The organism is Cupriavidus sp. UYPR2.512 (assembly GCF_000379565.1).
Classification (GTDB): domain Bacteria; phylum Pseudomonadota; class Gammaproteobacteria; order Burkholderiales; family Burkholderiaceae; genus Cupriavidus.
This window is the reverse complement of sequence record NZ_KB903151.1, coordinates 54,298-78,227: the sequence shown is the minus strand read 5'-3', so window position 1 is coordinate 78,227 and position 23,930 is coordinate 54,298. Positions and strand designations below refer to the sequence as shown.

At 66.2% G+C, this 23,930-nt stretch carries 25 protein-coding genes; 11 read left to right on the top strand and 14 right to left on the bottom strand.

Features of this window, described 5'->3' with window-relative positions; translation table 11 throughout:
• Nucleotides 1-4 precede the first annotated feature (4 nt).
• The 5 genes from tpiA to A3A5_RS0124830 all read right to left on the bottom strand — a co-directional run bounded on the left by tpiA (nt 5) and on the right by A3A5_RS0124830 (nt 6,356).
• Nucleotides 5-742: a triose-phosphate isomerase gene (gene tpiA, locus A3A5_RS0124850; protein WP_026201096.1), complete on the bottom strand. Its 738-nt coding sequence runs from the start codon at nt 740-742 to the stop codon at nt 5-7.
• Between the two features lie 114 nt (nt 743-856).
• Entirely contained in the window at nt 857-1,861 is a 1,005-nt protein-coding gene (locus A3A5_RS0124845; RefSeq protein ID WP_018313194.1) for an NAD(P)H-quinone oxidoreductase, read from the bottom strand.
• A 184-nt stretch (nt 1,862-2,045) separates the two neighbouring features.
• Nucleotides 2,046-4,217 carry a polyribonucleotide nucleotidyltransferase gene (gene pnp, locus A3A5_RS0124840; RefSeq protein WP_018313193.1) on the bottom strand — a complete coding sequence of 724 codons (2,172 nt, stop codon included), beginning with the start codon at nt 4,215-4,217 and terminating at the stop codon, nt 2,046-2,048.
• 451 nt (nt 4,218-4,668) lie between these two features.
• Entirely contained in the window at nt 4,669-4,938 is a 270-nt protein-coding gene (gene rpsO, locus A3A5_RS0124835) for a 30S ribosomal protein S15 (protein WP_010809136.1), read from the bottom strand.
• Between the two features lie 161 nt (nt 4,939-5,099).
• On the bottom strand, nt 5,100-6,356 hold the full coding sequence (locus tag A3A5_RS0124830; protein WP_018313192.1) for a branched-chain amino acid ABC transporter substrate-binding protein: 1,257 nt from the start codon (nt 6,354-6,356) through the stop codon (nt 5,100-5,102).
• A gap of 206 nt (nt 6,357-6,562) precedes the next feature.
• Here A3A5_RS0124830 and A3A5_RS0124825 point away from each other — a divergent pair, with 206 nt between their 5' ends.
• Nucleotides 6,563-7,093 carry a hypothetical protein gene (locus A3A5_RS0124825; protein WP_018313191.1) on the top strand — a complete coding sequence of 177 codons (531 nt, stop codon included), beginning with the start codon at nt 6,563-6,565 and terminating at the stop codon, nt 7,091-7,093.
• A 112-nt stretch (nt 7,094-7,205) separates the two neighbouring features.
• Here the strand turns inward: A3A5_RS0124825 and A3A5_RS0124820 are convergent, their stop codons facing one another.
• The 7 genes from A3A5_RS0124820 to A3A5_RS0124790 all read right to left on the bottom strand — a co-directional run bounded on the left by A3A5_RS0124820 (nt 7,206) and on the right by A3A5_RS0124790 (nt 14,923).
• On the bottom strand, nt 7,206-8,747 hold the full coding sequence (locus A3A5_RS0124820) for a 2-isopropylmalate synthase (protein ID WP_018313190.1): 1,542 nt from the start codon (nt 8,745-8,747) through the stop codon (nt 7,206-7,208).
• Nucleotides 8,748-9,079: 332 nt separating this feature from the next.
• A complete protein-coding gene (gene lysM / locus A3A5_RS0124815) occupies nt 9,080-9,583 on the bottom strand; it encodes a peptidoglycan-binding protein LysM (protein WP_010809140.1) in 504 nt (167 codons plus the stop codon).
• Nucleotides 9,584-9,707: 124 nt separating this feature from the next.
• Nucleotides 9,708-10,607, bottom strand: a complete 900-nt coding sequence (gene pssA / locus A3A5_RS0124810; RefSeq protein ID WP_018313189.1) for a CDP-diacylglycerol--serine O-phosphatidyltransferase — start codon at nt 10,605-10,607, stop codon at nt 9,708-9,710.
• A gap of 25 nt (nt 10,608-10,632) precedes the next feature.
• Nucleotides 10,633-11,283: a phosphatidylserine decarboxylase gene (locus A3A5_RS0124805; RefSeq protein WP_018313188.1), complete on the bottom strand. Its 651-nt coding sequence runs from the start codon at nt 11,281-11,283 to the stop codon at nt 10,633-10,635.
• Between the two features lie 245 nt (nt 11,284-11,528).
• The gene (gene ilvC, locus A3A5_RS0124800; protein WP_018313187.1) at nt 11,529-12,545 is read right to left on the bottom strand and encodes a ketol-acid reductoisomerase; all 1,017 of its coding nucleotides are present in this window, start codon (nt 12,543-12,545) and stop codon (nt 11,529-11,531) included.
• A 123-nt stretch (nt 12,546-12,668) separates the two neighbouring features.
• The gene (gene ilvN / locus A3A5_RS0124795; RefSeq protein ID WP_018313186.1) at nt 12,669-13,160 is read right to left on the bottom strand and encodes an acetolactate synthase small subunit; all 492 of its coding nucleotides are present in this window, start codon (nt 13,158-13,160) and stop codon (nt 12,669-12,671) included.
• Entirely contained in the window at nt 13,160-14,923 is a 1,764-nt protein-coding gene (locus tag A3A5_RS0124790; RefSeq protein WP_018313185.1) for an acetolactate synthase 3 catalytic subunit, read from the bottom strand. Before A3A5_RS0124790 ends, ilvN begins: the two co-directional genes overlap by 1 nt.
• A gap of 379 nt (nt 14,924-15,302) precedes the next feature.
• On the opposite strand from A3A5_RS0124790, the gene A3A5_RS0124785 reads away from it, so the two are divergent.
• The 10 genes from A3A5_RS0124785 to A3A5_RS0124740 all read left to right on the top strand — a co-directional run bounded on the left by A3A5_RS0124785 (nt 15,303) and on the right by A3A5_RS0124740 (nt 22,805).
• Entirely contained in the window at nt 15,303-15,869 is a 567-nt protein-coding gene (locus tag A3A5_RS0124785) for an RNA polymerase sigma factor (RefSeq protein ID WP_018313184.1), read from the top strand.
• On the top strand, nt 15,866-16,297 hold the full coding sequence (locus A3A5_RS0124780) for a DUF3619 family protein (protein ID WP_018313183.1): 432 nt from the start codon (nt 15,866-15,868) through the stop codon (nt 16,295-16,297). The genes A3A5_RS0124785 and A3A5_RS0124780 overlap by 4 nt, the downstream gene beginning before the upstream one ends.
• A 1-nt stretch (nt 16,298) precedes the next feature.
• The gene (locus tag A3A5_RS0124775; protein ID WP_026201095.1) at nt 16,299-17,075 is read left to right on the top strand and encodes a DUF3106 domain-containing protein; all 777 of its coding nucleotides are present in this window, start codon (nt 16,299-16,301) and stop codon (nt 17,073-17,075) included.
• Between the two features lie 120 nt (nt 17,076-17,195).
• Nucleotides 17,196-17,732, top strand: coding sequence for an RDD family protein (locus A3A5_RS0124770; protein ID WP_026201094.1), 537 nt, complete (start codon nt 17,196-17,198; stop codon nt 17,730-17,732).
• Nucleotides 17,729-18,709 (top strand): triacylglycerol lipase, encoded by a 981-nt coding sequence (locus tag A3A5_RS0124765; RefSeq protein WP_018313180.1) that lies wholly within the window; start codon nt 17,729-17,731, stop codon nt 18,707-18,709. The genes A3A5_RS0124770 and A3A5_RS0124765 overlap by 4 nt, the downstream gene beginning before the upstream one ends.
• 152 nt (nt 18,710-18,861) lie before the next feature.
• On the top strand, nt 18,862-19,824 hold the full coding sequence (locus tag A3A5_RS0124760) for a UDP-2,3-diacylglucosamine diphosphatase (protein ID WP_369797816.1): 963 nt from the start codon (nt 18,862-18,864) through the stop codon (nt 19,822-19,824).
• Nucleotides 19,825-19,886: 62 nt separating this feature from the next.
• Nucleotides 19,887-21,008: a glycosyltransferase family 1 protein gene (locus tag A3A5_RS0124755; RefSeq protein ID WP_018313178.1), complete on the top strand. Its 1,122-nt coding sequence runs from the start codon at nt 19,887-19,889 to the stop codon at nt 21,006-21,008.
• Nucleotides 20,935-21,420, top strand: coding sequence for a diacylglycerol kinase (locus A3A5_RS39355; RefSeq protein WP_018313177.1), 486 nt, complete (start codon nt 20,935-20,937; stop codon nt 21,418-21,420). Before A3A5_RS0124755 ends, A3A5_RS39355 begins: the two co-directional genes overlap by 74 nt.
• A 102-nt stretch (nt 21,421-21,522) precedes the next feature.
• Nucleotides 21,523-22,224 (top strand): TetR/AcrR family transcriptional regulator, encoded by a 702-nt coding sequence (locus tag A3A5_RS0124745; RefSeq protein ID WP_018313176.1) that lies wholly within the window; start codon nt 21,523-21,525, stop codon nt 22,222-22,224.
• Nucleotides 22,221-22,805 (top strand): TIGR00730 family Rossman fold protein, encoded by a 585-nt coding sequence (locus A3A5_RS0124740; RefSeq protein ID WP_018313175.1) that lies wholly within the window; start codon nt 22,221-22,223, stop codon nt 22,803-22,805. Before A3A5_RS0124745 ends, A3A5_RS0124740 begins: the two co-directional genes overlap by 4 nt.
• Before the next feature lie 34 nt (nt 22,806-22,839).
• Here the strand turns inward: A3A5_RS0124740 and A3A5_RS0124735 are convergent, their stop codons facing one another.
• Together A3A5_RS0124735 and A3A5_RS0124730 are read right to left on the bottom strand one after the other, a co-directional pair.
• Nucleotides 22,840-23,436: a DUF924 family protein gene (locus tag A3A5_RS0124735; protein WP_018313174.1), complete on the bottom strand. Its 597-nt coding sequence runs from the start codon at nt 23,434-23,436 to the stop codon at nt 22,840-22,842.
• A 43-nt stretch (nt 23,437-23,479) separates the two neighbouring features.
• Nucleotides 23,480-23,896 carry a group II truncated hemoglobin gene (locus A3A5_RS0124730; RefSeq protein WP_018313173.1) on the bottom strand — a complete coding sequence of 139 codons (417 nt, stop codon included), beginning with the start codon at nt 23,894-23,896 and terminating at the stop codon, nt 23,480-23,482.
• Nucleotides 23,897-23,930: the final 34 nt, after the last annotated feature.

Genomic DNA, 23,930 nt, shown 5'->3' with positions numbered 1-23,930 from the left:
GCATTCAGGCGTTGCCGATCGCGAGAAAATCTTCCGACTTCAGCGAGGCGCCGCCAATCAGGCCCCCGTCGATATCGGTCATGGAAAACAGTTCGGCCGCATTGTCCGGCTTGACGCTGCCGCCGTACAGGATGGCCATGCGCCCGGCCACGCCCGCATCGCGCGCGGCAACCTGGCCGCGCAGAAACGCGTGCACCGCCTGCGCCTGTTCGCTGGTGGCGGTCTTGCCGGTGCCGATCGCCCAGACCGGCTCATAGGCCAGCACTACGCGGCTCAGCTGCTCCACCGTCAGCGTGTCCAGCACGGCCTGCAGCTGCCTGCCGACCACCGCCTCGGTTTCGCCCGCCTCGCGCTGGGCCAGCGTTTCACCCACGCAGACTACAGGGACGATGCCGAATTCCAGCGCGCGCAGCGCCTTGGCCGCAACGGTCTGGTCGGTTTCGCCATGATAGGTGCGGCGTTCCGAGTGGCCGACCAGCACATAAGCGCAGCCGAACTCACCCAGCATCGATGCCGCGACTTCACCGGTAAAGGCGCCGCGCGCCTCTGCCGACACATCCTGTGCACCCCAGGCCACTTGCGAGCCATTCAGCAACGCCTGGCATTGTGCAAGATAGGGGAACGGCGCGCAGACCGCCAGCGTCGCCTTGGCCGCGCCAGCCTTGACGGCCTCCAGCAGCGCCGCGTTTGCAGCCAGGCTGCCATGCATCTTCCAATTGCCGATGACGAGCTTTTGTCTCACGAAGTGCCCCTCCCAAATCAAACCCGGTATTGTAGCTTGTGGCGGGGGCACGGCGCTACCGCCGCCCGATAGCGGGGGGCGGCAGCATTGGCCACATGCAGCGGACGATGTGCCTTACCAGGTCAGTACGATCTTGCCGATATGCTCGCTCGACTCCATCAGGCGATGCGCATCGGCCGCCTGCGCGGCCGGGAACACCTGGTGGATCACCGGCTTGATCTTGCCGGCGGCCAGCAGCGGCCACACTTGCTCATGCAGTGCCGCGGCGATCTTGCCCTTGAACGATGCCGGGCGCGGACGCAGCGTGGAGCCGGTCACGGTGATGCGCCGGCGCAGGATATCGCCCAGCGGGATCTCGGCCTTGGCGCCGCCCAGCAGCGCAATGATGACGATGCGGCCATCGTCGGCGATGCATTTCAGCTCGCGCGCCAGGTACGAGCCGGCAACCATGTCAAGAATCACATCGACACCCTTGCCGCCTGTCAGCGCGGCCACCTCGGCGACGAAGTCCTGCGTCTTGTAGTTGATCGCGCGATCGGCGCCCAGGTCTTCGCAGGCCTTGCATTTCTCATCGGTGCCGGCGGTGACGAAGACCTTGTAGCCCAGGGCCTTGGCGATCTGGATCGCGGTCGTGCCGATGCCGCTGGAGCCGCCCTGGATCAGCAGGGTCTCATCCTTGCCACGCGGGCCCTGGCCCAGGCAGCCGCGGTCGAACACATTGCTCCAGACGGTGAAGAAGGTCTCCGGCAGCGCGGCGGCCTCGATATCGCTCAGGCCTTGCGGCGCGGGCAGGACCTGCGCCAGCGGCGCCGTGCACAGCTGTGCGTAGCCGCCGCCCTGCACCAGCGCGCAGACGCGGTCGCCCACCTTCAGGCCGAAGCGGTTGTCGGCATGCGACAGGTCACCGCCCGCCACCACGCCCGCCACTTCCAGGCCGGGCAGGTCCGAAGCGCCCGGCGGCACCGGGTAGTTGCCGGTGCGCTGGAATACGTCCGGACGGTTGACGCCGGCGGCAGCCACGCGGATCAGGACCTCGCCCGCACCCGCCACCGGGTCGGGACGCTCGGTCAGCTGGAGGACTTCGGGGGCACCGTATTCGCGGATCTCGATGGCTTGCATGCTGCTCTGCTCCTTGTACTTGTCTTGGCCCGGCTCGACGATGGGTCGCGCCAGGGTCGGTGTGAGCCTTGGCTCGATAGGGTTGCCGGCAGTGTAAACAAAAAAACGGCTGGACATCGTCCAGCCGTTTTTTTGGCGGCGCCACCTTGCGGCGGCACCTGCGGGCAACCCTGCCCCGCTGACTTTACTGCTGTTCCGAGCCTTCGGCCGGAGCGGCCGGCGCGGCGGCTTCGCCGGCGTTGATCGGGCTGATGCTGCCACCCTCTTCGGCCAGCGCGGCCTTCAGCGACAGGCGCAGGCGGCCCTTCTCGTCAGCCTGGATCAGCTTGACGCGGACATGCTGGCCTTCCTTCAGCCAGTCCTTGATGTCCTTCACACGCTCGTTGACGATTTCCGAGATGTGCAGCAGGCCATCCTTGCCCGGCAGGATGTTGACGATGGCGCCGAAGTCCAGCAGCTTCAGCACGGTACCGGCGTAGATCTTGCCCACTTCGGCTTCCGCGGTGATGCCCTCGATGCGGCGCTTGGCTTCGGCCATGCCGTCGGTCGAGGTCGACGCGATCGTAATCGTGCCGTCTTCCTGGATGTCGATGGTGGTGCCGGTTTCCTTGGTCAGTGCCTGGATGGTCGAGCCGCCCTTGCCGATCACTTCACGGATCTTGTCCGGATGGATCTTCATGGTGATCATGCGCGGGGCATGCGCCGACAGTTCGGTGCGGGCGTGGCCCATCGCTTCCTGCATCTTGTGCAGGATGTGCAGGCGGCCTTCACGGGCCTGCGCCAGCGCGACCTGCATGATCTCCTTGGTGATGCCCTGGACCTTGATGTCCATCTGCAGCGCGGTGATGCCGTTGTCGGTACCCGCCACCTTGAAGTCCATGTCGCCCAGGTGGTCTTCGTCACCCAGGATGTCGGTCAGCACGGCAAACTTGTTGCCTTCCAGGATCAGGCCCATGGCCACGCCGGCCACGTGCGCCTTGACCGGAACGCCGGCGTCCATCAGCGCCAGGCAGCCGCCGCAGACCGAAGCCATCGACGACGAGCCGTTGGATTCGGTGATTTCCGAAACCAGGCGGATGGTGTAGGCGAATTCATCGTCCTTCGGCAGCACCGGGATCAGTGCGCGCTTGGCCAGGCGGCCATGGCCGATTTCACGGCGCTTCGGGCTGCCCACGCGGCCGGTTTCACCGGTGGCGAACGGGGGCATGTTGTAGTGGAGCATGAAGCGGTCGCGGTATTCGCCGGCCAGCGCGTCGATGATCTGCTCGTCGCTCTTGGTGCCCAGCGTGGCCACCACCAGCGCCTGGGTTTCGCCACGGGTGAACAGCGCCGAGCCGTGCGCGCGCGGCAGCACCGACGAGCGGATCTCGATCGGGCGCACGGTGCGGGTGTCGCGGCCGTCGATACGCGGCTCGCCTGCCAGCACCTGGCCACGCACGATCTTGGCTTCGAGGTCGAACATGATGTTGCCGACTTCCACCTTGTCGGCTTCCACGCCGGCTTCGGCCAGCGCGGCGGCGACCTTGGCCGACACTTCCTTCAGCTTCTGGCTGCGGGCCGACTTCTGGCGCAGCTGGTAGGCTTCCTGCAGCAGCGGCAGTGCCACTTCGGTGACCTTGGCGATCAGCGGCTCGTTCTTGGCGGCCGGGGCCCAGTCCCACTCGGACTTGCCGCCTTCGCGCACCAGCTCATGGATGGCGTTGATCGCGATCTGCATTTGCTCGTGGCCATAGACCACGGCGCCCAGCATGACCTCTTCGGACAGCTGGTTGGCTTCCGATTCCACCATCAGCACGGCGCGCTCGGTGCCGGCGACGATCAGGTCCAGGTCCGACGTGGCGAGCTGCGGGCGGGTCGGGTTGAGCAGGTACTGGCCGTCCTTGTAGCCGACGCGCGCGGCGCCGACCGGGCCGCTGAACGGGATGCCCGACACGGCCAGCGCGGCCGATGCGCCGATCAGCGCGGGGATGTCGGCGGGCACTTCCGGGTTCAGCGACACCACGTGCACCACGACCTGCACTTCGTTGTAGAAGCCTTCCGGGAACAGCGGGCGCAGCGGACGGTCGATCAGGCGCGAGGTCAGGGTCTCGTTTTCCGACGGACGGCCTTCACGCTTGAAGAAGCCGCCGGGGATCTTGCCGGCAGCGTAGGTCTTCTCGATGTAGTCGACGGTCAGCGGGAAGAAGTCCTGGCCCGGCTTCGGGTTCTTGGCGGCGACCACGGTCGCCAGCACCACGGTGTCTTCCACATCGACCAGCACGGCACCGCCTGCCTGGCGGGCGATTTCGCCGGTTTCCATGCGGACCGTGTGCTGGCCCCACTGGAATTCCTTGACGATCTTGTTGAACATGGACATGTGCATTCCTTGGCTTGCGTGCAGGCCGCGCAATCACGCAATAACACGCGTACGGCCTGCGACGCCTGCGTTCTCAGCCGCAGGCAAACTGCCGGGTTGCCGGTCGCAGTCGCAGGGAAGTGCTATGCCATTCCAGCGCGGCACTGGCGTTGCCGATGCCGCGCTGGAATGACACAAAGCCCTGTTTCCTTGGCCGGTCCGGGGTATTGAAAACAGAAAAAAGAACAACTTACTCCGTTGCGCGGCTTGCTGCAACGGGCGCCCGGGGAATCAGAATGTCCGCCGGGCCGCGTGAAGCGAAAATCACTCCATCAACTGCCTGCACCCCTGGGCAAAGCGGATTCACCCCGCCAGAAATGCAAAATGCCTGCCCCAGCATTGCTGAAGCAGGCATCGAGGCCTCACGCGAAACCGTGCAAACCCTGGAATCGCGCTGCCATCGGGCGCAACCTTACTTGCGCAGGCCCAGCTTTTCGATCAGGGCGCGGTAACGGTCGGCGTCGTTGGACTTGAGGTAGTCCAGCAGGCGGCGACGGCGGCTCACCATGCGCAGCAGACCGCGGCGGCTGTGGTGATCCTTCATGTTGGCCTTGAAGTGCGGGGTCAGTTCGTTGATGCGGGTGGTCAGCAGGGCCACTTGCACTTCGGGGCTGCCAGTGTCGTTGGCGCCACGTGCGAACTGCTTGATGACTTCGGACTTGTTGATATCGGCAACTGCCATGATGATTTCCTTTCACTTGCGAACGCTACAGCGCGGGATGCGCCGCATGCGTCGTGCCATCTGATGACTGGCTACTGCCGTCACCCGGCCCATGGCCAGATAACGACAGCGGCGGATTATAGCCGAAAAGCTGCTACAGGAGTACCCGGGCGCCCCGCCGCTCAGGGGCGCTCCATCCGGCAGGTGGTGGGCAGCGTGGTCTGCGCGGCCTTGAGCTTGCGCACGGTGCGGAAGCCATAGCCGGAACCCTCGTTATCGAAACGCACGGCCCCACCCTGGCGCTCCATCACTGACACGTACAACGGCTGCAGCACCTGGTGGTCGTCGGCGCGCACGGTGGCCTCATGGAAGTCGTTGACGTAGCGCATGTTCTCCAGCGCGCGCGCCACCTTCACCGCATCGGTGGATCCGGCCTGCGTGATCGCGCGCGCCAGCATCTCGACCATCATCTGCATGCGCAGGTGGACGTAGTCGTCCTTCGGTTCCGGATAGCGCGCGCGGAACTCCTGGTAGAACGCATCGGAAGCCGCCCCGCCCACGTTCGGATGCCACTCTGCCACCGCCAGCACGCGTCCCACGCCGGCATCGCCCATCGCGGCCGGCGCGCCCAGGCCATTGCCGTAGAAGGTATAGAACTTGGCCTGCAGCCCGCCCTCGCGCGCGGCCTTGACCATCAGCGTCAGGTCATTGCCCCAGTTGCCGGTGATCACCGCGTCAGCGCCGCTGGCCTTGATCTTGGCGATGTAGGGCGCAAAGTCCTTGATCTTGCCGATCGGGTGGAACTCGTCGCCGACGATCTGGATGTCGGGCCGGCGCGCGCCCAGCATCTCGCGCGCCGAACGCGCCACCTGGTGGCCAAAGCTGTAGTCCTGGTCGATCAGGTAGACCCGGCGCACGCCCTGGTCCTGGCGGATCACCTCGATCAGCGCCTGCATGCGCATGTCGGCGCTGGCGTCGAAGCGGAAGTGCCAGAAGCTGCAGTTCTCGTTGGTCAGGCTCGGATCGACCGCCGAATAGTTCAGGAACAGCACGCGTGCGTCGGGCTGCCGCGCGTTATGGCGGTTGATCGCCGACACCAGCGCACCGGCCACCGCCGAGCTGTTGCCTTGCAGGACGAACGGAATGCGCTTGTCGGTCAGCGCGCGCAGCTGGATCAGGCTTTCGTCGACATTGCCCTTGCTGTCGAAGGTGACCAGTTCCAGCGGGCGCGTACCCTCGGCGGTCTTGACGCCGCCGCGCGCATTGATGCGCTCGATCGCCAGGCGCAGGTTGCGCGCCACGGCTTCGCCGGCATTGGCGAAGGGGCCGGACAGGCCGTCGATCATGCCTAGCCGGATCGGCTCCTGCGCGGACGCGCCCGCCGCTGCCGCCAGCAACAACCCGCCCAGCCATCCCCGCCACCGCGCCACAACCGTCATTCGTCTCTCCTGGAAAGCGCAGGATAGTACGGCAGCGTCCCGTTACGGGCAAATACGCCCCCCACTGATCCTTCGCCCCGAATTCCATGGAGAACCGCACAAGTTATCGCGCGATCCACACAAAAGCAGCGCCCGGCGCACACAACATCCTGCGCCGCACTACACTTGCGATTATCCGGAGCCAACGCACCTACCGAGGTTTTGCCATGAACTACGTCATCATCAGGGGCGCGCGCCGTCTGGGGCTGGCACTGTGCGTCGCCATGCTGTCCGCCTGCTCCACGCTGATGCCGGTGCAGGAAGGCACCAGGCTGGTGGGCCAGCCGCAGGCGGCAGTGCAGGCCATGTTCGGGCCGCCCACCGATGTGTTCCAGCTGCGCGACGGCACCTCGCGCTGGATCTACTCGAAGCAGCCCATGGGCCAGTATGCCTATGGCGCGGATTTCGACCGCAACGGCAACCTGACCACGTTCCGCAACATGCTGTCGACGCCCGAGCTGTACAAGGCGCAGGTCAACACCTGGACCAAGCGCGACGTGGCCGAGCATTTCGGCATGACGCGCCTGCCGGTCGATTACTACCCGCGCATGCGCAACGAGGTCTGGTCCTACCGCTTCCGCCACGAAGACGTATGGCCGTCGCTGTTCCACTTCTATTTCGACGATGCCGGCGTGCTGCGCCGGACGCAGATCACGCCCGACCCGCTCTACGATCCCGACGAGCGGCGTTTTTACTGACGCGCCGCCCCCCAGGCCATGAAAAAGCCCGCCATCCCCGGGTCGGGAATGGCGGGCCTGGTCCGGACATTGAGGCCGGGTAAGCCTTCCGCCGTCTGCGCAGAGGCCTTGGTCAGATCTGCGGATTGATCTTTTGCACAGCCTTGTCGTGCAGCTTGTTCAGCGCGGCCAGGTAGGCCTTGGCCGAGGCGGCGACGATATCCGGGTCGGTGCCCACGCCGTTGACGATGCGGCCGGCCTTGGACAGGCGCACGGTGACTTCGCCCTGGGCCTCGGTGCCGCCGGTGATGGCGTTCACCGAATAGAGCACCATCTCGGCACCGCTGGACACGCGTGATTCAATCGCATGCAGGGTGGCGTCGACCGGGCCGTTGCCCTCGCCCTCGCCGCTCTGCTCCTGGCCGTCCATGCTGAACACCACGCGCGCGTGCGGGCGCTCGCCGGTCTCGGAGCGCTGCGACAGCGAGATAAAGCGGAAGTGCTCGTTGGCGTCGTGCTGGGCTTCGTTCGAGACAATGGCGACGATGTCCTCGTCGAAGATCTCGGCCTTCTGGTCGGCCAGCTCCTTGAAGCGGGTGAAGGCGGCATTGACTTCGCTCTCGCTCTCGAGCTCGATGCCCAGTTCCTGCAGGCGCTGCTTGAAGGCATTGCGGCCCGACAGCTTGCCCAGCACGATCTTGTTGGCGCTCCAGCCCACGTCTTCCGCACGCATGATCTCGTAGGTGTCGCGCGCCTTGAGCACGCCATCCTGGTGGATGCCCGAGGCATGCGCGAAGGCGTTGGCGCCCACCACGGCCTTGTTCGGCTGCACCACAAAACCGGTGATCTGCGACACGAGCTTCGAGGCCGGCACGATCTGCGTGGTGTCAATGCCGAGGTCCAGGTCGAAATAGTCGCGGCGGGTCTTCACCGCCATCACTACCTCTTCCAGGCTGGTATTGCCGGCACGCTCGCCGAGGCCATTGATGGTGCATTCGACCTGGCGCGCGCCGGCCATCTTGACGGCGGCGAGCGAGTTGGCCACGGCCATGCCCAGGTCGTTGTGGCAGTGCACTGACCAGACCGCCTTGTCCGAGTTGGGAATGCGCTCGCGCACCGAGCGGATCAGCTCGGCGTAGCCTTCCGGCACGGCATAGCCCACGGTATCCGGCAGGTTGATGGTGGTCGCGCCCTCGGCGATCACGCCTTCCAGCACGCGGCACAGGAAGTCCATGTCCGAGCGGCTGCCGTCTTCCGGCGAGAACTCGATATCGTCGGTGAACTGGCGCGCAAAGCGCACCGCCAGGCGGGCCTGCTGGTACACCTCGTCCGGCGTCATGCGCAGCTTCTTCTCCATGTGCAGCGCGGACGTGGCAATGAAGGTGTGGATGCGGAACGAGTTGGCGGGCTTGAGCGCCTCGGCGGCACGGGCAATGTCCTTGTCATTGGCACGAGCCAGCGAGCAGATGGTCGAGTCCTTGACCACCTGCGCGATCGAGCGGATCGCCTCGAAGTCGCCGTTGGAGCTCGCCGCGAAACCGGCCTCGATCACATCGACCTTCAGGCGTTCCAGCTGGCGTGCGATGCGGATCTTTTCCTCGCGGGTCATCGAGGCGCCGGGCGACTGTTCGCCGTCACGCAAGGTGGTGTCGAAAATGATGAGTTTGTCAGACATTTTGTGGAGCTCCTGATTGCTTATCGTGTGCTGTCCCCGGCATGCTGCGTCCGGGGCCTACCGCCTGTTCCGCGCTCCACGGCTGTGGAATGCAAAACGCCCCGGCGTGCATGGTGCAGGCCGGGGCGTTGGAAAAATTCCTTGCGGATTTCGCGCTAAGGGGTAAGTCCGTCCTTAGCGCGCGCGCGTCCCGACCTGATGGCCTAGTAGGCCACCTAGGGTGGTGCGGGCGATTAGGACTTGGCGCGAAATCATGTCAGCGACTATAGCCGAGTTGGCGCACCCATGCAATACAGGGTTTGCCCATTTTGCCCGGACGCGCCAGCGGCGGATCAGCCCTTGGGCGGAATGCGCAGCTTCTGGCCCGGGTAGATCTTGTCCGGGTGGCTCAGCATCGGCTTGTTGGCCTCGAAGATCTTGTTGTACTCGGCACCGTTGCCGTAAGCCGCCTGGGAGATGGCCCACAGCGTGTCGCCCTTGACCACGGTATGCCAGCTCGACTCGGCGGACTCGACGTTGACGGACATCTTGTCCTCGACCTTGTCCACGCCCTCGACATTGCCTGCGCACAGGATGATCTTCTCGCGCGTGGCCTGGTCCGGCGCCACGCCGAACACGGTGACCAGCCCCTGCGAGCCGTCCACCTGCACCATCAGCCCGGTGGCATCCAGGCCCATCTTCCTGATGTAGCCCTCGATCGCATCGCCCGCGGCGCGATTGGCCGCATCGACCTTCTCCGCCGACGCATCCGCCGCGGCGGCCTCTTGCGCGGCCTTGGCCTCGCCAGTGCCGAACAACTTTTCTCCCGCTTCCTTGATGAAGTCGAACATGCCCATGACATCCTCCTGACGGTGAGTGGAAAACACTGCAGAGTGCCACGGCTTGATGGCCGCGGCATGAAAACAATTGTGAATCCGGAAAAGCATGAAGGGCGCCTGAGCGCCCTTCTGCCTGAACCGTCTACGAAGCCTTGCCGCCGTTCTCGCGCTGCTTCTTCTCGATGGCCGGCTTGCCGTGCATCGCCCGCCAGGCCCATAGCACGTAACCCGAGATCGCATAGGCCACGAACAGGCCGAACAGCGCCACCGGCGGATCGGTGGACACCACCACGAACAGCACCAGGACCAGCACCATCATGCCGAATGGCACGCGGTAGCGCACGTCCAGCGCCTTGCCGCTGTAGAACGGCGCGTTGGACACCATCGACAGGCCGGCGTACAGCGTAATGCCGAACGCCACCCACGGCATCCACAGCTCCTTGACCGGCAGCTTGTTATCGATCACCAGCCAGACGAAGCCTGCGACCAGCGCAGCGGCGGCCGGGCTGGGCAGACCCTGGAAGAAGCGCTTGTCGACAACGCCGATATTCGCATTGAAGCGCGCCAGCCGTAGCGCCGCGCAGGTGCAGTAGACAAAGGCTGCGATCCACCCCCATTTGCCAAGGTCATGCAGGATCCACTCATACATCACCAGCGCAGGAGCAACGCCAAACGAGGTCATGTCCGACAGCGAGTCATACTGCTCGCCAAACGCACTCTGCGTATTGGTGATGCGCGCCACGCGCCCGTCCATGCCGTCCAGCACCATCGCCGCAAAGATGGCGATGGCCGCCGCATCGAAGCGCATGTTCATGGCCTGGACGATGGCGAAGAAACCCGCGAACAGCGCCGCGGTGGTGAACGCGTTGGGCAGCAGGTAGATGCCGCGCCGGCGCGGACGCTGGTAGACGATGTCGTGGTCGTCGGCGGCTTCGTCGTCGAAGTCGTCGTCGGCACCGCGCAGCTGGTTATGGCGGAACGGCCGCAGGTGGGTCACGTTGCCGTTGCTGCTGCGCTTGTTACGTCGATGGAAGGCAACCATCACAGTCCTCCGGTCAGGCTGTCGCTCACTTCACGTCGAGTTCGGCGAGGATGGTCGATGAGGCCGATACCTTCTCGCCAATGGTCACGCGCGGGCGCGCATCGAGCGGCAGGTAGACGTCCACGCGCGAGCCAAAGCGGATAAAGCCGTAGCGCTGGCCGCGCGAGAGGTTGTCGCCGACCTTGGTGTAGCACAGGATGCGGCGGGCCACCAGGCCGGCCACCTGCACCAGCGTCACCAGTTGGCCGTCGGAGCCGCGCCGGATCACCACGGCATTGCGCTCGTTCTCGATCGAAGCCTTGTCCAGGTCGGCGTTGACGAACTTGCCCGGGAAGTACTCGACCTTCTCGACTGCGCCGTCGACCGAAACGCGGTTCGAGTGCACATTGAACACGTTCATGAAGACGCTGATCTTCAGTGCCTCGCGGCCGGCGAACGGATCTTGCGTCTTCTCGACCATGACGATGCGGCCGTCGGCCGGGGCCAGCACGGCGTTGGGCTGCGACGGGATCGGGCGCGGCGGATCGCGGAAGAACTGGAGCACGAATACCGTGATGATCCACAGCGGCAACGCCCACCAGAAGCCCGCGCTGGCGTGAACCAGCAGCGAGATGACAAAGGCGCCGGCCAGGAACGGCCAGCCTTCACGGGCGATCAGCGGATGAGGATAGTTCATGCAGTACAGGTGTCGGTGGATACAAGACCATGGCAAGGCGGGACGGAAAGCGGCGTTCGTGGCCAGTGCCAGCGCCCCATGGTCGCGGAGCAGGATAATGCACGCCTTGCCCGAAGTCTGACAAGCATAACAAAAAGCCGTTCAGGCCCCGCGACTCCCTTCTGATGATAGAAGGGCGTGGCACGGAACGCTGAACGGCTTCGGCCCGCCGCCGTGCGGCGCGGGCCATCAGACAGCGCGTCTGCTTAGTTCTTCGACTGGTCGACCATCTTGTTCTTGGCAATCCACGGCATCATCGCGCGCAGCTTCTCGCCAACCACTTCGATCTGGTGCTCGGCATTCAGGCGGCGGCGCGAGATCAGCGTCGGCGCGCCGGCCTTGTTTTCCAGCAGGAAGCTCTTGGCGTACTCGCCGGTCTGGATGTCGGTCAGGCACTGCTTCATCGCCTTCTTGGTCTCTTCGGTCACCACGCGCGGGCCGGTGACGTACTCACCATATTCGGCGTTGTTGGAGATCGAGTAGTTCATGTTGGCGATGCCGCCTTCGTAGATCAGGTCGACGATCAGCTTCAGTTCGTGCAGGCACTCGAAGTAGGCCATTTCCGGCGCGTAGCCGGCTTCCACCAGGGTTTCGAAGCCGGCCTTGATCAGCTCGACGGTACCGCCGCACAGCACGGCCTGCTCGCCGAACAGGTCGGTTTCGGTTTCTTCGCGGAAGTTGGTCTCGATGATGCCGGCACGGCCGCCGCCGTTGGCGGTGGCGTACGACAGCGCGATGTCACGGGCGGCGCCGGACTTGTTCTGGTGCACGGCGATCAGGTGCGGCACGCCGCCGCCTTGTGCGTAGGTGGCGCGCACGGTGTGGCCCGGGGCCTTCGGCGCGATCATGATCACGTCCAGGTCGGCGCGCGGGATCACAGCACCGTAGTGCACGTTGAAGCCGTGGGCAAAGGCCAGCGCCGCGCCTTCCTTGATGTTGTCGTGCACTTCGTTCTTGTACACGTCGGCGATCTGCTCATCCGGCAGCAGGATCATGACCACGTCGGCGCCCTTGACGGCCTCGGCCACTTCCTTCACTTGCAGGCCGGCGTTGGCGGCCTTGTTCCACGACGCGCCGCTCTTGCGCAGGCCGACCGTCACATTGACGCCCGAATCCTTCAGGTTCAGCGCGTGGGCATGGCCCTGCGAGCCATAGCCGATGATGGTGACGTTCTTGCCCTTGATCAGGGAGAGGTCGGCGTCCTTGTCGTAAAACACTTTCATGATGATTCCTTCAATCTCTGTCTTTTGTATGAGGGGGGCGGCATCCTCGGACGCATCGTGTGCGCCCGGATCGCGCCGCCCCGGGGATACTGCGTGAAGCCGTGGGGGTGAGCCGGGGCCCGGTCAGACCTTCAGGATGCGCTCGCCGCGGCCGATGCCCGAGCCGCCGGTACGGACGGTCTCCAGGATGGCGGTGCGGTCGATCGCGTCCAGGAACGCATCAAGCTTGACGCCGTTGCCGGTCAGCTCGATGGTGTAGGTCTTCTCGGTGACATCGATGATGCGGCCGCGGAAGATGTCGGCGGTGCGCTTCATTTCCTCGCGCTCCTTGCCCACCGCGCGCACCTTGACGAGCATCAGCTCGCGTTCGATGTGCGCGCCTTCGGTCAGGTCGACCACCTTGACCACTTCCACCAGGCGGTTCAGGTGCTTGGTGATCTGTTCGATCACGTCATCCGAGCCGGAGGTGACGATGGTCATGCGCGACAGCGAGGCATCCTCGGTGGGTGCCACGGTCAGCGTCTCGATGTTATAGCCGCGGGCCGAGAACAGGCCCACCACGCGCGACAGCGCGCCCGCTTCGTTTTCCAGCAGGACCGAAATGATGTGTCGCATTACAGGTCCTCCGCGCCGAGCAGCATTTCAGAAATGCCCTTGCCCGCCTGGACCATCGGCCAGACGTTTTCGGTGGGATCGGTCTGGAAGTCCAGGAACACGGTACGGTCCTTCAGGCGGAACGCCTCGCGCAGCGCCGGCTCGACGTCAGCCGTCTTCTCGACGCGCATGCCGACATGCCCGTAGGCCTCGGCCAGCTTGACGAAATCAGGCAGCGCGTCCATGTAGGAGTGCGAGTAGCGGTTGTCGTACTCGATCTCCTGCCACTGGCGCACCATGCCCAGGTAGCCATTGTTCAGCGAGCAGATCTTGACCGGGGTGTCGTACTGCAGGCAGGTCGACAGTTCCTGGATGCACATCTGGATCGAGCCCTCGCCGGTGATGGTGACGACTTCCTTCTCCGGGAACGCCTTCTTGATGCCCATCGCGTACGGCAGGCCCACGCCCATCGTGCCCAGGCCGCCGGAGTTGATCCAGCGGCGCGGCTCGTCGAACTTGTAGAACTGCGCGGCCCACATCTGGTGCTGGCCGACGTCGGAGCAGATGAAGGCGTCGCCCTTGGTCAGTTCCCAGATCTTTTCCACCACGTATTGCGGCTTGATGATCTCGGAGCTGCGGTCGTACTTCAGGCAGTCCACCGAGCGCCATTGCTCGATCTGCCCCCACCACTTGGCGAGCGCCTCGCGCTTGGGCTTGATGTCGCTGGCCTTGATCTGTGCGATCAGTTCCTGCAGCACGTCCTTGACGTTGCCGACGATGGGGATGTCGACCTTGACGCGCTTGGAAATCGACGACGGATCGATGTCGATATGGATGATCTTGCGCGCCTGCGAGGTGAAGTGGGCCGGGTTGCCGATCACGCGGTCGTCGAAGCGGGCACCGATGGCGATCAGCACGTCGCAGTTCTGCATGGCCATGTTGGCTTCATACGTGCCGTGCATGCCGAGCATGCCGACGAACTGCTTGCTGGTGCCCGGGAACGCGCCCAGGCCCATCAGCGTGTTGGTCACCGGGTGGCCGGTCAGCGCCGCCAGCTGGCGCAGCTCATCGCTGGCATTGGCCAGCACCACGCCGCCGCCGGTGTAGATGAACGGACGCTCGGCGCCCTGCAGCAGCGCCACGGCCTTGCGGATCTGGCCCGAGTGACCCTTGTTCACCGGGTTGTACGAGCGCATGTCGATCGACTTGGGGTACTCGTACTTGCAGGCATTGCGCGAGACATCCTTGGGGATGTCCACCACCACCGGGCCCGGACGGCCGGTCGCGGCAATAAAGAACGCCTTCTTGATGGTCGCGGCGAGGTCGCGCACGTCCTTCACCAGGAAGTTGTGCTTGACGATCGGGCGGGTAATGCCGACGGTGTCGCACTCCTGGAAGGCGTCCTGGCCAATGGCGTGGGTCGGCACGTTGCCGGTGATCACCACCATCGGGATCGAGTCAAGGTACGCGGTAGCAATGCCGGTGACGGCATTGGTCACGCCGGGACCAGAGGTCACCAGCGCCACGCCCACCTTGCCGGTTGCCCGTGCATAGCCGTCTGCGGCATGGACCGCGGCCTGCTCGTGGCGCACCAGGATGTGCTCGAACTTGGTTTGCTTGTGGAGCTCGTCGTAGATATACAGCACTGCGCCGCCGGGGTAGCCCCAGACGTACTCGACGCCTTCTTCGGCAAGTGCGTGAACGAGAATTTCCGCCCCGATCATTTCGGGTGCGGCAGATGAATTGCTGTCTGCGTGGGAGAATTCCGCGCTGGGCATGTTCATTTCAGTCCTTTGCAATTTTCGGCAAAAAATTGTTTGGATGCTCTCTGCCGGGCTTGTGGCTCGGGTTCAAGCGGTGCGCGTCTGCATGGAAGACCGCCTCATAAGCGGCCGGATGAGACAACCACTGATGTCGTGTGAACCGACGATGATACTGCAATGCACCAGCGCGGTCTATGGTTGTTTTTGGCCTGCGCGTGAGGGATTTTCCCGAGTTGCGGCGGTTCCTTGGCGTGCCGCAATGTATTTGCAGCAATACAAAATGGTACAGAGGGTCGTTTTTTTGCTAGCATCGCAGCACCCTGAATGTGCCACGGGCCGTACGCAGCACATTCACCAGAACCGGGCATTTGTCCCGCAGCAACGAGCCGCAACCGCCTGAATGGCCACCGACCAGGAACTGTCCGATTTTCTTGCCAGCGTCGAACGCCGCGCCTTCAAGCAGGCCGTGTTTTCGGTCCGCGACGACGAGGCTGCGCTGGATATTGTCCAGGACGCCATGATCAAGCTGGCCGAGAAGTACGGCGACAAAGGCGCCGCCGAGCTGGCGCCGCTGTTCCAGCGCATCCTGCAGAACACCATCCACGACTGGTTCCGCCGCCAGAAGGTGCGCAACACCTGGGTCTCGCTGTTTTCCAGCCTGCGCGACGACCGCGACGGCGACGACAATGACCTGCTGGAGACGCTGGAGGCACAGGCCGGCTCTGCATCGGCCGAAAGCAGCGCCGACAAGGTTGAGCGCGCCCAGGTCATGCACATCATCGAGCAGGAAATCCAGCGCCTGCCGACGCGTCAACGCGAGGCGTTCCTGATGCGTTACTGGGAGGATATGGACGTCGCCGAAACCGCCGCCGTAATGGGGTGCTCCGAAGGCAGCGTCAAGACGCACTGTTCCCGTGCCACGCATACCCTGGCGCAGGCCCTGCGCGCGCGGGGGGTCCGACTATGAGCAGAAACGACAAAGAAATCCACGAACGCCGGTTTGCCCATGAGATTCGGGCGGCACTTGATGCCGGCGCCGACGCCCTCCCGGCCGACATCACCGAACGGCTCGCCGCTGCGCGCCGGATGGCGGTCGCCCGCAAGAAGGCCGAGGCGCCCGTGCTGGTCCCGCAACTGGCCGTGCCTGGCATGCACGTCCCGCTGTTTGATGAAGACACCTCGCCGCTGCACCGCGCCGGCGCCTGGCTGCGCCGCCTTGGCCTGATCTGGACGCTGGTGGCGCTGGCCGCCGGCCTGATGGGCATCTATCACTGGCAGGAGCAGAAGCGCATCGAGGAACTGGCTGATATTGACGCCGCCATGCTGCTCGACGACCTGCCGCCCACGGCCTACGCCGACGAGGGCTTCCACGTATTCCTGAAGCGCGGGCAATAGCATGGCGCGCGCAATGATCCGCCCCGACGCCTTGCGCCGCCGGCTGGCCACGCTGCTGGCCGGCGCCGGCGCAGCCGCCTGCTGGGGCCTGCTGCTGCCCGCGGCGCATGCGCAGGGGGCCTCCGCGGTGACGGCGCCTGCCGCCGCGCAGGCCGCCCAAGCCAACAATGCCCGGCCGGCCTGGGCCGACCTGAGCCCGGTCAACCAGCGCATCCTGGCCCCGCTGCAGCCGCTGTGGGACAGCCTGCCGGAACTGAACCGCCACAAATGGCTGCGCATCGCCGAGCGCTACCCCAAGTTCTCCCCGGCCGAGCAGGCCCGGCTGCAGGCGCGCATGGCGGAATGGATCAAGATGACCCCGCAGCAACGCCGGCTGGCGCGCGAGAACTACCAGATCACCCGCTCGCTGCCGGCCGAGAAAAAGGCCGAGGCCTGGGACAAGTACCAGCAGCTGCCTGAAGAGCAGAAAAAAAAGCTGGCCGCCACCGACCACGTGCCGCGCCGCCCCGGCGCTGTCAGCGCGCTGCCCAGCGGCAAGCGCCTGCCCAGCGACACCAGCCGCCAGCTCCACCGCGAGCCGAAAACGGCCAGCGCCGCAGCGGGCCACAGTGGCCGCACTGCCGGCAAGCCCGCCAGCGAAGCCCAGGCGCAACCTGCCTCCGCGCCCGCTGTCATGACCGCCACCTCGGCGCCTGCAGCGCTCGCCGCACCGGCATCCGCAGCCGAGGTCGCCAACGAAACGGCAGCCGCGGCTTCTGACGCCACCTCGAGCCAGTAATCTCCGGGTCATTTGGCATAATGGCCGTCTCACGCCGGCCAGCAAAGCAAGGCCGGCCCCGACTGACCCGCGCCGGCACCACCACGCCCCCGCGCGCCAGCCCAGCTTTCTTCGCCTTCCATGCCCGCTGCCACCCTCAATCCCAAGCCCGCGGCAGCCGCCCGCCCCGCCGCTCCGCCCTTGCGCCGCCGCATCGCCTGCATGCTCTATGAAGGCGTGCTGCTGTTCGGCGTGCTGAGCGCCTCGACCGCTGCCTACCTGCTGGTGCGGCCGCTGCTGCAGAAGCTTGGCGTGGACGGGCCCCTCGTGATCCAGGTGTGGAGCTTCCTGGTGATGGGCCTGTACTTCACCTGGTTCTGGCAACGCAACGGCCAGACCCTGGCCATGCAGACCTGGCGCATGCGCGTCGAGAACGCCGCCGGCGCGCCGCCGCGCTGGCCGCAGGCGGCGCTGCGCTACGTGCTGGCATGGCTGTGGCTGCCGCCTTCGGCCGCGGTCGGCCACCTGCTGGGGCTGGTCAAGGGGCCGTTCGTAGGGGTGCTGTGCGCCGGCCTGCTGGTCTGGATCCTGCTGGCGTGGCTGGATCCGCGCCGCCAGTTCCTGCACGACCGCCTGGCCGGCACGCGGCTGACCGACCTGCGCCCGCCCAAGCCATGAGCCTGTCGGCTGCCGGCATCCGCCGCCTTGCGGTGACCTTGCAGGCGGCCGCCGCGCTGGGCATCGCCGCCGGGCTGGTGCGGCTGGGCGGCTGGCCATGGCCCGGCGCGGTCGCCGCCGGCGTGGCGGCCATCCTCGGCAGCCTGGCCAGCGGCATTGCCTTCGCTTTCGCCCTGAGCGGGCGCGGCCTGTGGGTCGGGCGCGGCAATCACCCGCCCGCGCCACCCGTTGAACTCGCCGCCACGCGCCGGCCGCTGCGCCTGCCTGAGGCGTTGCGCTGCTTCGCGGCCGAGTGCCTGGCCGTGCTGCGCATGTTCGACTGGCTGCAGCCATTCCGCGCACACACGCCCTTTGCCGCACCGCTTGACACCCTGCCCGGCCGCGACGCCCCGCCGGTGCTGCTGGTGCACGGCTACGCCTGCGGGCAGGCCATCTGGCTCGACATGCAGCCGGCGCTGGCTGCCGCCGGCTACCGCTGCGAAGGGATTGAGCTCAAACCGGTGTTCGGCGACATCGACGACTACGCACGCGCGCTGCTGGCCGCCATGCGGCGCATCACAGCTGAAGCCGGACGCCCGCCGCTGCTGGTCTGTCACAGCATGGGCGGGCTGGCCGCGCGCGCCGCGCTGCAGCTGGCGGGCGACGAAGACATCTGCGCCGGCGTGGTGACGCTGGGCAGCCCCCACCACGGCAGCGCGCTGGCGCGCTTTGGCGGCGGCCCCAATGCGCGCCAGATGCGTTGCGGCAGCCCCTGGCTGCGCGCGCTGGCCGCCGCCGAAACCCCGCGCCGCCGCGCGCGCATGATCTCGATCTTCAGCTGGCATGACTCGATCGCCGGGCCGCCCTGCACCGGCTGGCTCGACGGCGCCGGGCATATCCCGCTGGCCGGCGTTGGCCACGTCACGCTGCTGCGCCATCCCGCCGCCGTGCGTGCGGTGCTGGACGCCCTCGCAGAGCTGTCCGGCCGCGGGCACTGACACCCGCGCCAGCCCGGGCTGTTCCACTTCTGCCACGATTCATATGTCAGTCATGTTTCCGTCACGGCACCGTCATCGCGGGCTGGCTGAATGCAGCCATCGCCGCAACCGGGACTGCCATAGTGCAAGCAATCCGATCTGCCCGCGGGTATCTGTCGAAGGCCGCGCAACTGACGCAATGGCTGCGCCGCAGCCCTGAGAGCAACTGGGCCAGCGGCCCCGACAGCGCCGCGCCGCTGACCGCCTTCATGGCGCCGGCCCTGGATGCCGCCGCGCTGGCGCCCCAGCACGAACAGCAGGAAACCTACCCGCCCGAGCCGCACCCGATCCAGCGCTACCGCGCCATCTGGCTGTCGGACATCCACCTGGGCACGCCCGGCTGCCAGGCCAACTACCTGCTGGACTTCCTCAAGCACAACGAGTCCGAGCAGCTCTACCTGGTCGGCGACATCATCGACGGCTGGCAGCTGCGCCGCGGCTGGTACTGGCCGCAAAGCCACAACGACGTGGTGCAGAAGCTGCTGCGCAAGGCGCGCAAGGGCACCGAAGTGATCTACGTGCCCGGCAACCACGACGAGGCCGCGCGCCAGTTCGACGGCATGGCCTTCGGCGACATCACCGTGCGCGAAGAAGCCGTGCACGTCACCGCCACCGGGCGCCGGCTGTGGGTGGTGCATGGCGATCTGTTCGACGGCGTGGTGCAGCACGCGCGCTGGCTGGCCTACCTGGGAGATTCGCTGTACACGGTGATCCTGGCGCTGAACCGCCACTTCAACCGGCTGCGCGCGCGCCTGGGCTTCCCGTACTGGTCGCTGTCGCAGTTCCTCAAGCACCAGGTCAAGAACGCGGTCAACTACATCGGCGCCTTCGAGAGCGCGATGGTCGATGAAGCGCGCCGGCGCGGCTGCGACGGCGTGGTCTGCGGCCATATCCACAAGGCCGAGATCCGCGAGGTCAACGGCCAGCTCTACTGCAACGACGGCGACTGGGTCGAAAGCCTGTCGGCGCTGGTCGAGACCATGGAAGGCGAACTGAAGATCGTCTACTGGACCACGCTGCTGGACGCGCCGGCCCCGGCCACGCGCCGGCGTCGCCGCGCCGCCGTGGCGGGCTGATCCCCGGCCTGCCACCCTTTGCCCCATCCGCATTGCCCTTCCACCGCGCCCGAGGAGGCTGCATGAAGATTCTGATCGTCACCGATGCCTGGGAACCGCAGGTCAACGGCGTGGTGCGCACGCTCAAGTCCACGCGCCGCGAACTGGAGGCCATGGGCCACACGGTCGACATGATCACGCCGCTGGAATTCCGCACCGTGCCGTGCCCGACCTACCCCGAGATCCGCCTGTCGCTGTTCCCGGCGGCGCGCGTGCAGCGCCGCATCGAAGCCTTCGCTCCCGATGCCCTGCATATCGCCACCGAAGGGCCGCTGGGCCTGGCCGCGCGGCGCCATGCGATCCGCCGCCGGCTGCCCTTCACCACGGCCTATCACACGCGCTTTCCGGAATACGTGCAGGCACGCTTCGGCATCCCGCTGGCGTGGACGTACCGCTTCCTGCACTGGTTCCACGGCCCGGCCCGGGCGGTGATGGCGCCCACCCCGGTGGTGCTGGACGACCTGCGGCACTATGGCATCACCAACGCCGTGCTGTGGACGCGCGGCGTGGACCTGGACGTGTTCACGCTGCAGCGCCCCAATGTGCTCAACACCGCCCACCCGATCTTCCTGTACGTGGGCCGCGTTGCGGTGGAAAAGAACGTCGAGGCCTTCCTGGCACTGGACCTGCCCGGCTCCAAGTGGGTGGTCGGCGACGGCCCGGCGCTGCCGGCGCTGCGCGCGCGCTATCCGGGCGCCAACTACCTGGGCGTGCTGAGCCAGCCCGAGCTGGCCCGGGTGTATGCTTCGGCCGATGTGTTCGTGTTCCCGAGCCGCACCGACACCTTCGGGCTGGTGCTGCTGGAAGCGCTGGCCAGCGGGCTGCCCGTGGCCGCCTATCCGGTCACAGGCCCGATCGATGTGCTGGGCGACAGCCCCGCCGGCGTCATGCACGAAGACCTGCGCGAAGCCTGCCTGGAGGCGCTGCGCATCGACCGCGCCACGGCCCGTGCCCACGCCGAGCGGTTCTCCTGGCGCGCCGCCTCCGAGCAGTTCCTGGCCCATCTTCGGCCGTTCGCTGCCGGCAAGCCAGGCCGGGACAGCGCAGCGGCCCAACCCGCCCCGCAAAACCATGTCCAAACCCCATCCGGAACTGCCGTCCGACCCGCCTCTGCAGAGGCCGCCGCAGGCAGTCCAGAGCGCTGAATATTCGATCGAGCAGAATCCCCACAAGGGCAATCGCGGCCTGACGCGCGCCTGGCATGCAGCCATCAATTCGCTGTCAGGCCTGCGCTATGCGGTGCTCGAGGAAAGCGCGTTCCGCCAGGAACTGACGCTGGTGGCGATCCTGTCGCCGTGGGCATTCCTGCTGCCGGTGGGGGTGGTCGAGCGCATCCTGCTGCTGGCCACGCTGCTGATCGTGCTGATCGTGGAGTTGCTCAACTCCAGCGTCGAGGCGGCGATCGACCGCATTTCGCTGGAGCGGCACAGCCTGTCCAAGCGCGCCAAGGATTTCGGCAGCGCCGCGGTGATGCTGGCACTGGTGCTGTGCGGCGGCACCTGGGTCGCCATCGCCGGGCCGCACGTGGTGCGCTGGGTGCGGGCGCTGGCAGGCTGATCCCTCACTCGCCCGGGATGCCGGACGGGGTGGCCGGGCCGATTGCTTATAATCGCTATCCTGCCCCCCGACTCACTGATCGCACCGATCGCCCGGACGCCCATGGAACCGAAACCGCAAACCGGCCCCCGCCGCACCAGGGACCGCATCCTCGACGTCTCGCTGCGCCTGTTCAACGAAGTCGGCGAACCCAACGTCACCACCACGACGATTGCGGAAGCCATGGAGATCAGCCCCGGCAATCTCTACTATCACTTCCGCAACAAGGACGACATCATCAACTCCATCTTCGTGCGCTTCGAGCAGGAGATGGAACGGCGCCTGAAGATGCCGGATGACCACAAGGCCACGCTGGACGAAAGCTGGGGCTACCTGCAGTACATGTCCGAGTTCCTGTGGAACTACCGCTTCCTGTACCGCGACATCAACGACCTGCTGGCGCGCAACCGGATGCTGGAGACCAACTTCAAGCGCATCGTCGAGCAGAAGCAGCGCTTTGCGCACGAAATCTGCCGGCAGTTCATTGAAGACGGCGAGATGGAAGCCACGCCCGAGCAGGTCGAGGCGATCTGCACCAACATGGTAGTGATCGCCACCTACTGGCTGTCGTTCCAGTTCGTGCAGCATCCGCGCCAGTACAACGACCCCGAGCAGATCCGCGGTTACCTGCACGGATCGAGCTACCACATCTTCTCGATCCTGGCGCCCTACCTGCGCGGCCGCGCCCGGGATGCATTCGACCAGCTGGCGCGCGACTACGCGGCAGCCAAGGCCGCAGCCGGCGCGGCAAAGGAAGCAAAGTGAAATCCGTCTGCGTGTATTGCGGGTCCAGCCCCGGCAACCGTCCTGAATACGCCGAAGGCGCGCGCCTGCTCGGCCGCACCCTGGCCGAAAGCGGCCTGGCGCTGGTGTACGGCGGCGGCAAGGTGGGCCTGATGGGCATCGTCGCCGACGCCGTGATGGCACATGGCGGCAGCGCCATCGGCATCATCCCCGACGCGCTGATGCAGAAGGAAGTGGGCCACCGCGGCCTGACCGAACTGCACGTGGTGCGCAATATGCACGAGCGCAAGCAGATGATGGCCGACCGCGCCGATGCCTTTATCGCCATGCCCGGCGGCGTGGGCACCTTCGAAGAGCTGTTCGAGACCTTCACCTGGCTGCAACTGGGCTACCACGACAAGCCGGTGGGCCTGCTGAATGTCGCCGGGTTCTACGACGGCATGCTGGGCTTCCTGTCGCATGCCGTGCAGGAAGGCTTCCTGAAGCAGGCGCATGCCAACCTGCTGCATGTAGCCGACACGCCTGCCGGCCTGCTGGAGCAACTGGCTGCTGCGCCGCGCGTGCGCGTCGACAAGTGGCAACAGGCGCGCGACAAGACCTGAGCGCGCGCCCCGCGCCGGGCCTGCCGGGCCCGGCCTAGAACGACGAGCCCGGCTGCTGCAGGAACGCCAGTTCCTCAGCCGTGCTCTGCCGCCCCAGCACCGCATTGCGGTGCGGGAAGCGGCCAAAGCGCGCGATGATCGCGCGGTGCTTCCCGGCCCACTCCACCACATCCACCACCCCGCCGCTGGCCTCGCGCAGTTGCGTCATCAGGCGCACCGCCTCGTCCTGGTCTTCCAGCGCCTCGGAATGCTCGAACGGCATGTAGCAGAACATGCGGTGGTAATCCGTGGGCAGCTTGCGGTCCAGACCGGTGGCGACGATGCGCCTGGCCAGTGCCAGCGCCAGCGCATCGCTGCCGAAACTGCGCGGATCGTTGCGGAACATGTTGCGCGGGAACTGGTCCAGCAGCACCACGCGCGCGCAGGCGCCTTCAGGCGTGACCGACCAGTCGTCCGGTGCCCCGTCGCAGGCGACCTGCCAGTCGGACAGGAAGTTCGCGCGGATCTGCGCATCGAAGGCGTCCGACTTGGTGAACCATTGCGGGCGCTCGGTATTCCAGGCGGCCGAACCGGGCCGGTCGAACCAGAAGTCGAGCAAACGCAGGGCGTCTTCAGGCAGTTGGTCTGTCATGGGCTGAGAAACCTTTCGGTGGAAAGAAGGGAGCGGCGGCGCCTCAGCGCGCCACGTTGCGCATCCAGTCGGCGGTCTGGAAGAAGGCCTGCATCAGGCGCAGCTGCAGGTCTTCGGACAGGCCGATGTCCTGCATTGCCAGCGCCATGCAGCGCATCCACTGGTCGCGCTCGCTCACGCCGATCTCGAACGGCATATGGCGCGCGCGCAGGCGCGGATGGCCGAAGCGCTCGATGAAGTGGTTGGGGCCGCCCAGCCAGCCGCACAGGAACCAGAACAGCTTGTCGCGCGAGCCCTCCAGCGAGGGCGGGTGCAGCGCGCGCAGCCCGGCGAACTGGGTCTCAAGGTCCATCAGGTCGTAGAAGCGGTCGACCAGCTCGCGCACGCGCGCTTCGCCGCCCACCAGTTCAAATGCAGTCACCTCGGCCGTGCCGGGCTTGTCGTCGGATTCAGTACTCATCACTCACTCGGTCTGCGCTGCCGGGGCAGCTCCC

What these genes read in the sequence shown, in the direction of transcription:
- A3A5_RS0124845 (WP_018313194.1), bottom strand. Translation starts at nt 1,861, where the DNA reads ATGCAAGCCATCGAGATCCGCGAATACGGTGCCCCCGAAGTCCTCCAG.
- pnp (WP_018313193.1), bottom strand. Translation starts at nt 4,217, where the DNA reads ATGTCCATGTTCAACAAGATCGTCAAGGAATTCCAGTGGGGCCAGCAC.
- rpsO (WP_010809136.1), bottom strand. Translation starts at nt 4,938, where the DNA reads ATGGCAGTTGCCGATATCAACAAGTCCGAAGTCATCAAGCAGTTCGCA.
- A3A5_RS0124830 (WP_018313192.1), bottom strand. Translation starts at nt 6,356, where the DNA reads ATGACGGTTGTGGCGCGGTGGCGGGGATGGCTGGGCGGGTTGTTGCTG.
- A3A5_RS0124825 (WP_018313191.1), top strand. Translation starts at nt 6,563, where the DNA reads ATGAACTACGTCATCATCAGGGGCGCGCGCCGTCTGGGGCTGGCACTG.
- A3A5_RS0124820 (WP_018313190.1), bottom strand. Translation starts at nt 8,747, where the DNA reads ATGTCTGACAAACTCATCATTTTCGACACCACCTTGCGTGACGGCGAA.
- lysM (WP_010809140.1), bottom strand. Translation starts at nt 9,583, where the DNA reads ATGGGCATGTTCGACTTCATCAAGGAAGCGGGAGAAAAGTTGTTCGGC.
- pssA (WP_018313189.1), bottom strand. Translation starts at nt 10,607, where the DNA reads ATGGTTGCCTTCCATCGACGTAACAAGCGCAGCAGCAACGGCAACGTG.
- A3A5_RS0124805 (WP_018313188.1), bottom strand. Translation starts at nt 11,283, where the DNA reads ATGAACTATCCTCATCCGCTGATCGCCCGTGAAGGCTGGCCGTTCCTG.
- ilvC (WP_018313187.1), bottom strand. Translation starts at nt 12,545, where the DNA reads ATGAAAGTGTTTTACGACAAGGACGCCGACCTCTCCCTGATCAAGGGC.
- ilvN (WP_018313186.1), bottom strand. Translation starts at nt 13,160, where the DNA reads ATGCGACACATCATTTCGGTCCTGCTGGAAAACGAAGCGGGCGCGCTG.
- A3A5_RS0124790 (WP_018313185.1), bottom strand. Translation starts at nt 14,923, where the DNA reads ATGAACATGCCCAGCGCGGAATTCTCCCACGCAGACAGCAATTCATCT.
- A3A5_RS0124785 (WP_018313184.1), top strand. Translation starts at nt 15,303, where the DNA reads ATGGCCACCGACCAGGAACTGTCCGATTTTCTTGCCAGCGTCGAACGC.
- A3A5_RS0124780 (WP_018313183.1), top strand. Translation starts at nt 15,866, where the DNA reads ATGAGCAGAAACGACAAAGAAATCCACGAACGCCGGTTTGCCCATGAG.
- A3A5_RS0124775 (WP_026201095.1), top strand. Translation starts at nt 16,299, where the DNA reads ATGGCGCGCGCAATGATCCGCCCCGACGCCTTGCGCCGCCGGCTGGCC.
- A3A5_RS0124770 (WP_026201094.1), top strand. Translation starts at nt 17,196, where the DNA reads ATGCCCGCTGCCACCCTCAATCCCAAGCCCGCGGCAGCCGCCCGCCCC.
- A3A5_RS0124765 (WP_018313180.1), top strand. Translation starts at nt 17,729, where the DNA reads ATGAGCCTGTCGGCTGCCGGCATCCGCCGCCTTGCGGTGACCTTGCAG.
- A3A5_RS0124755 (WP_018313178.1), top strand. Translation starts at nt 19,887, where the DNA reads ATGAAGATTCTGATCGTCACCGATGCCTGGGAACCGCAGGTCAACGGC.
- A3A5_RS39355 (WP_018313177.1), top strand. Translation starts at nt 20,935, where the DNA reads ATGTCCAAACCCCATCCGGAACTGCCGTCCGACCCGCCTCTGCAGAGG.
- A3A5_RS0124745 (WP_018313176.1), top strand. Translation starts at nt 21,523, where the DNA reads ATGGAACCGAAACCGCAAACCGGCCCCCGCCGCACCAGGGACCGCATC.
- A3A5_RS0124735 (WP_018313174.1), bottom strand. Translation starts at nt 23,436, where the DNA reads ATGACAGACCAACTGCCTGAAGACGCCCTGCGTTTGCTCGACTTCTGG.
- A3A5_RS0124730 (WP_018313173.1), bottom strand. Translation starts at nt 23,896, where the DNA reads ATGAGTACTGAATCCGACGACAAGCCCGGCACGGCCGAGGTGACTGCA.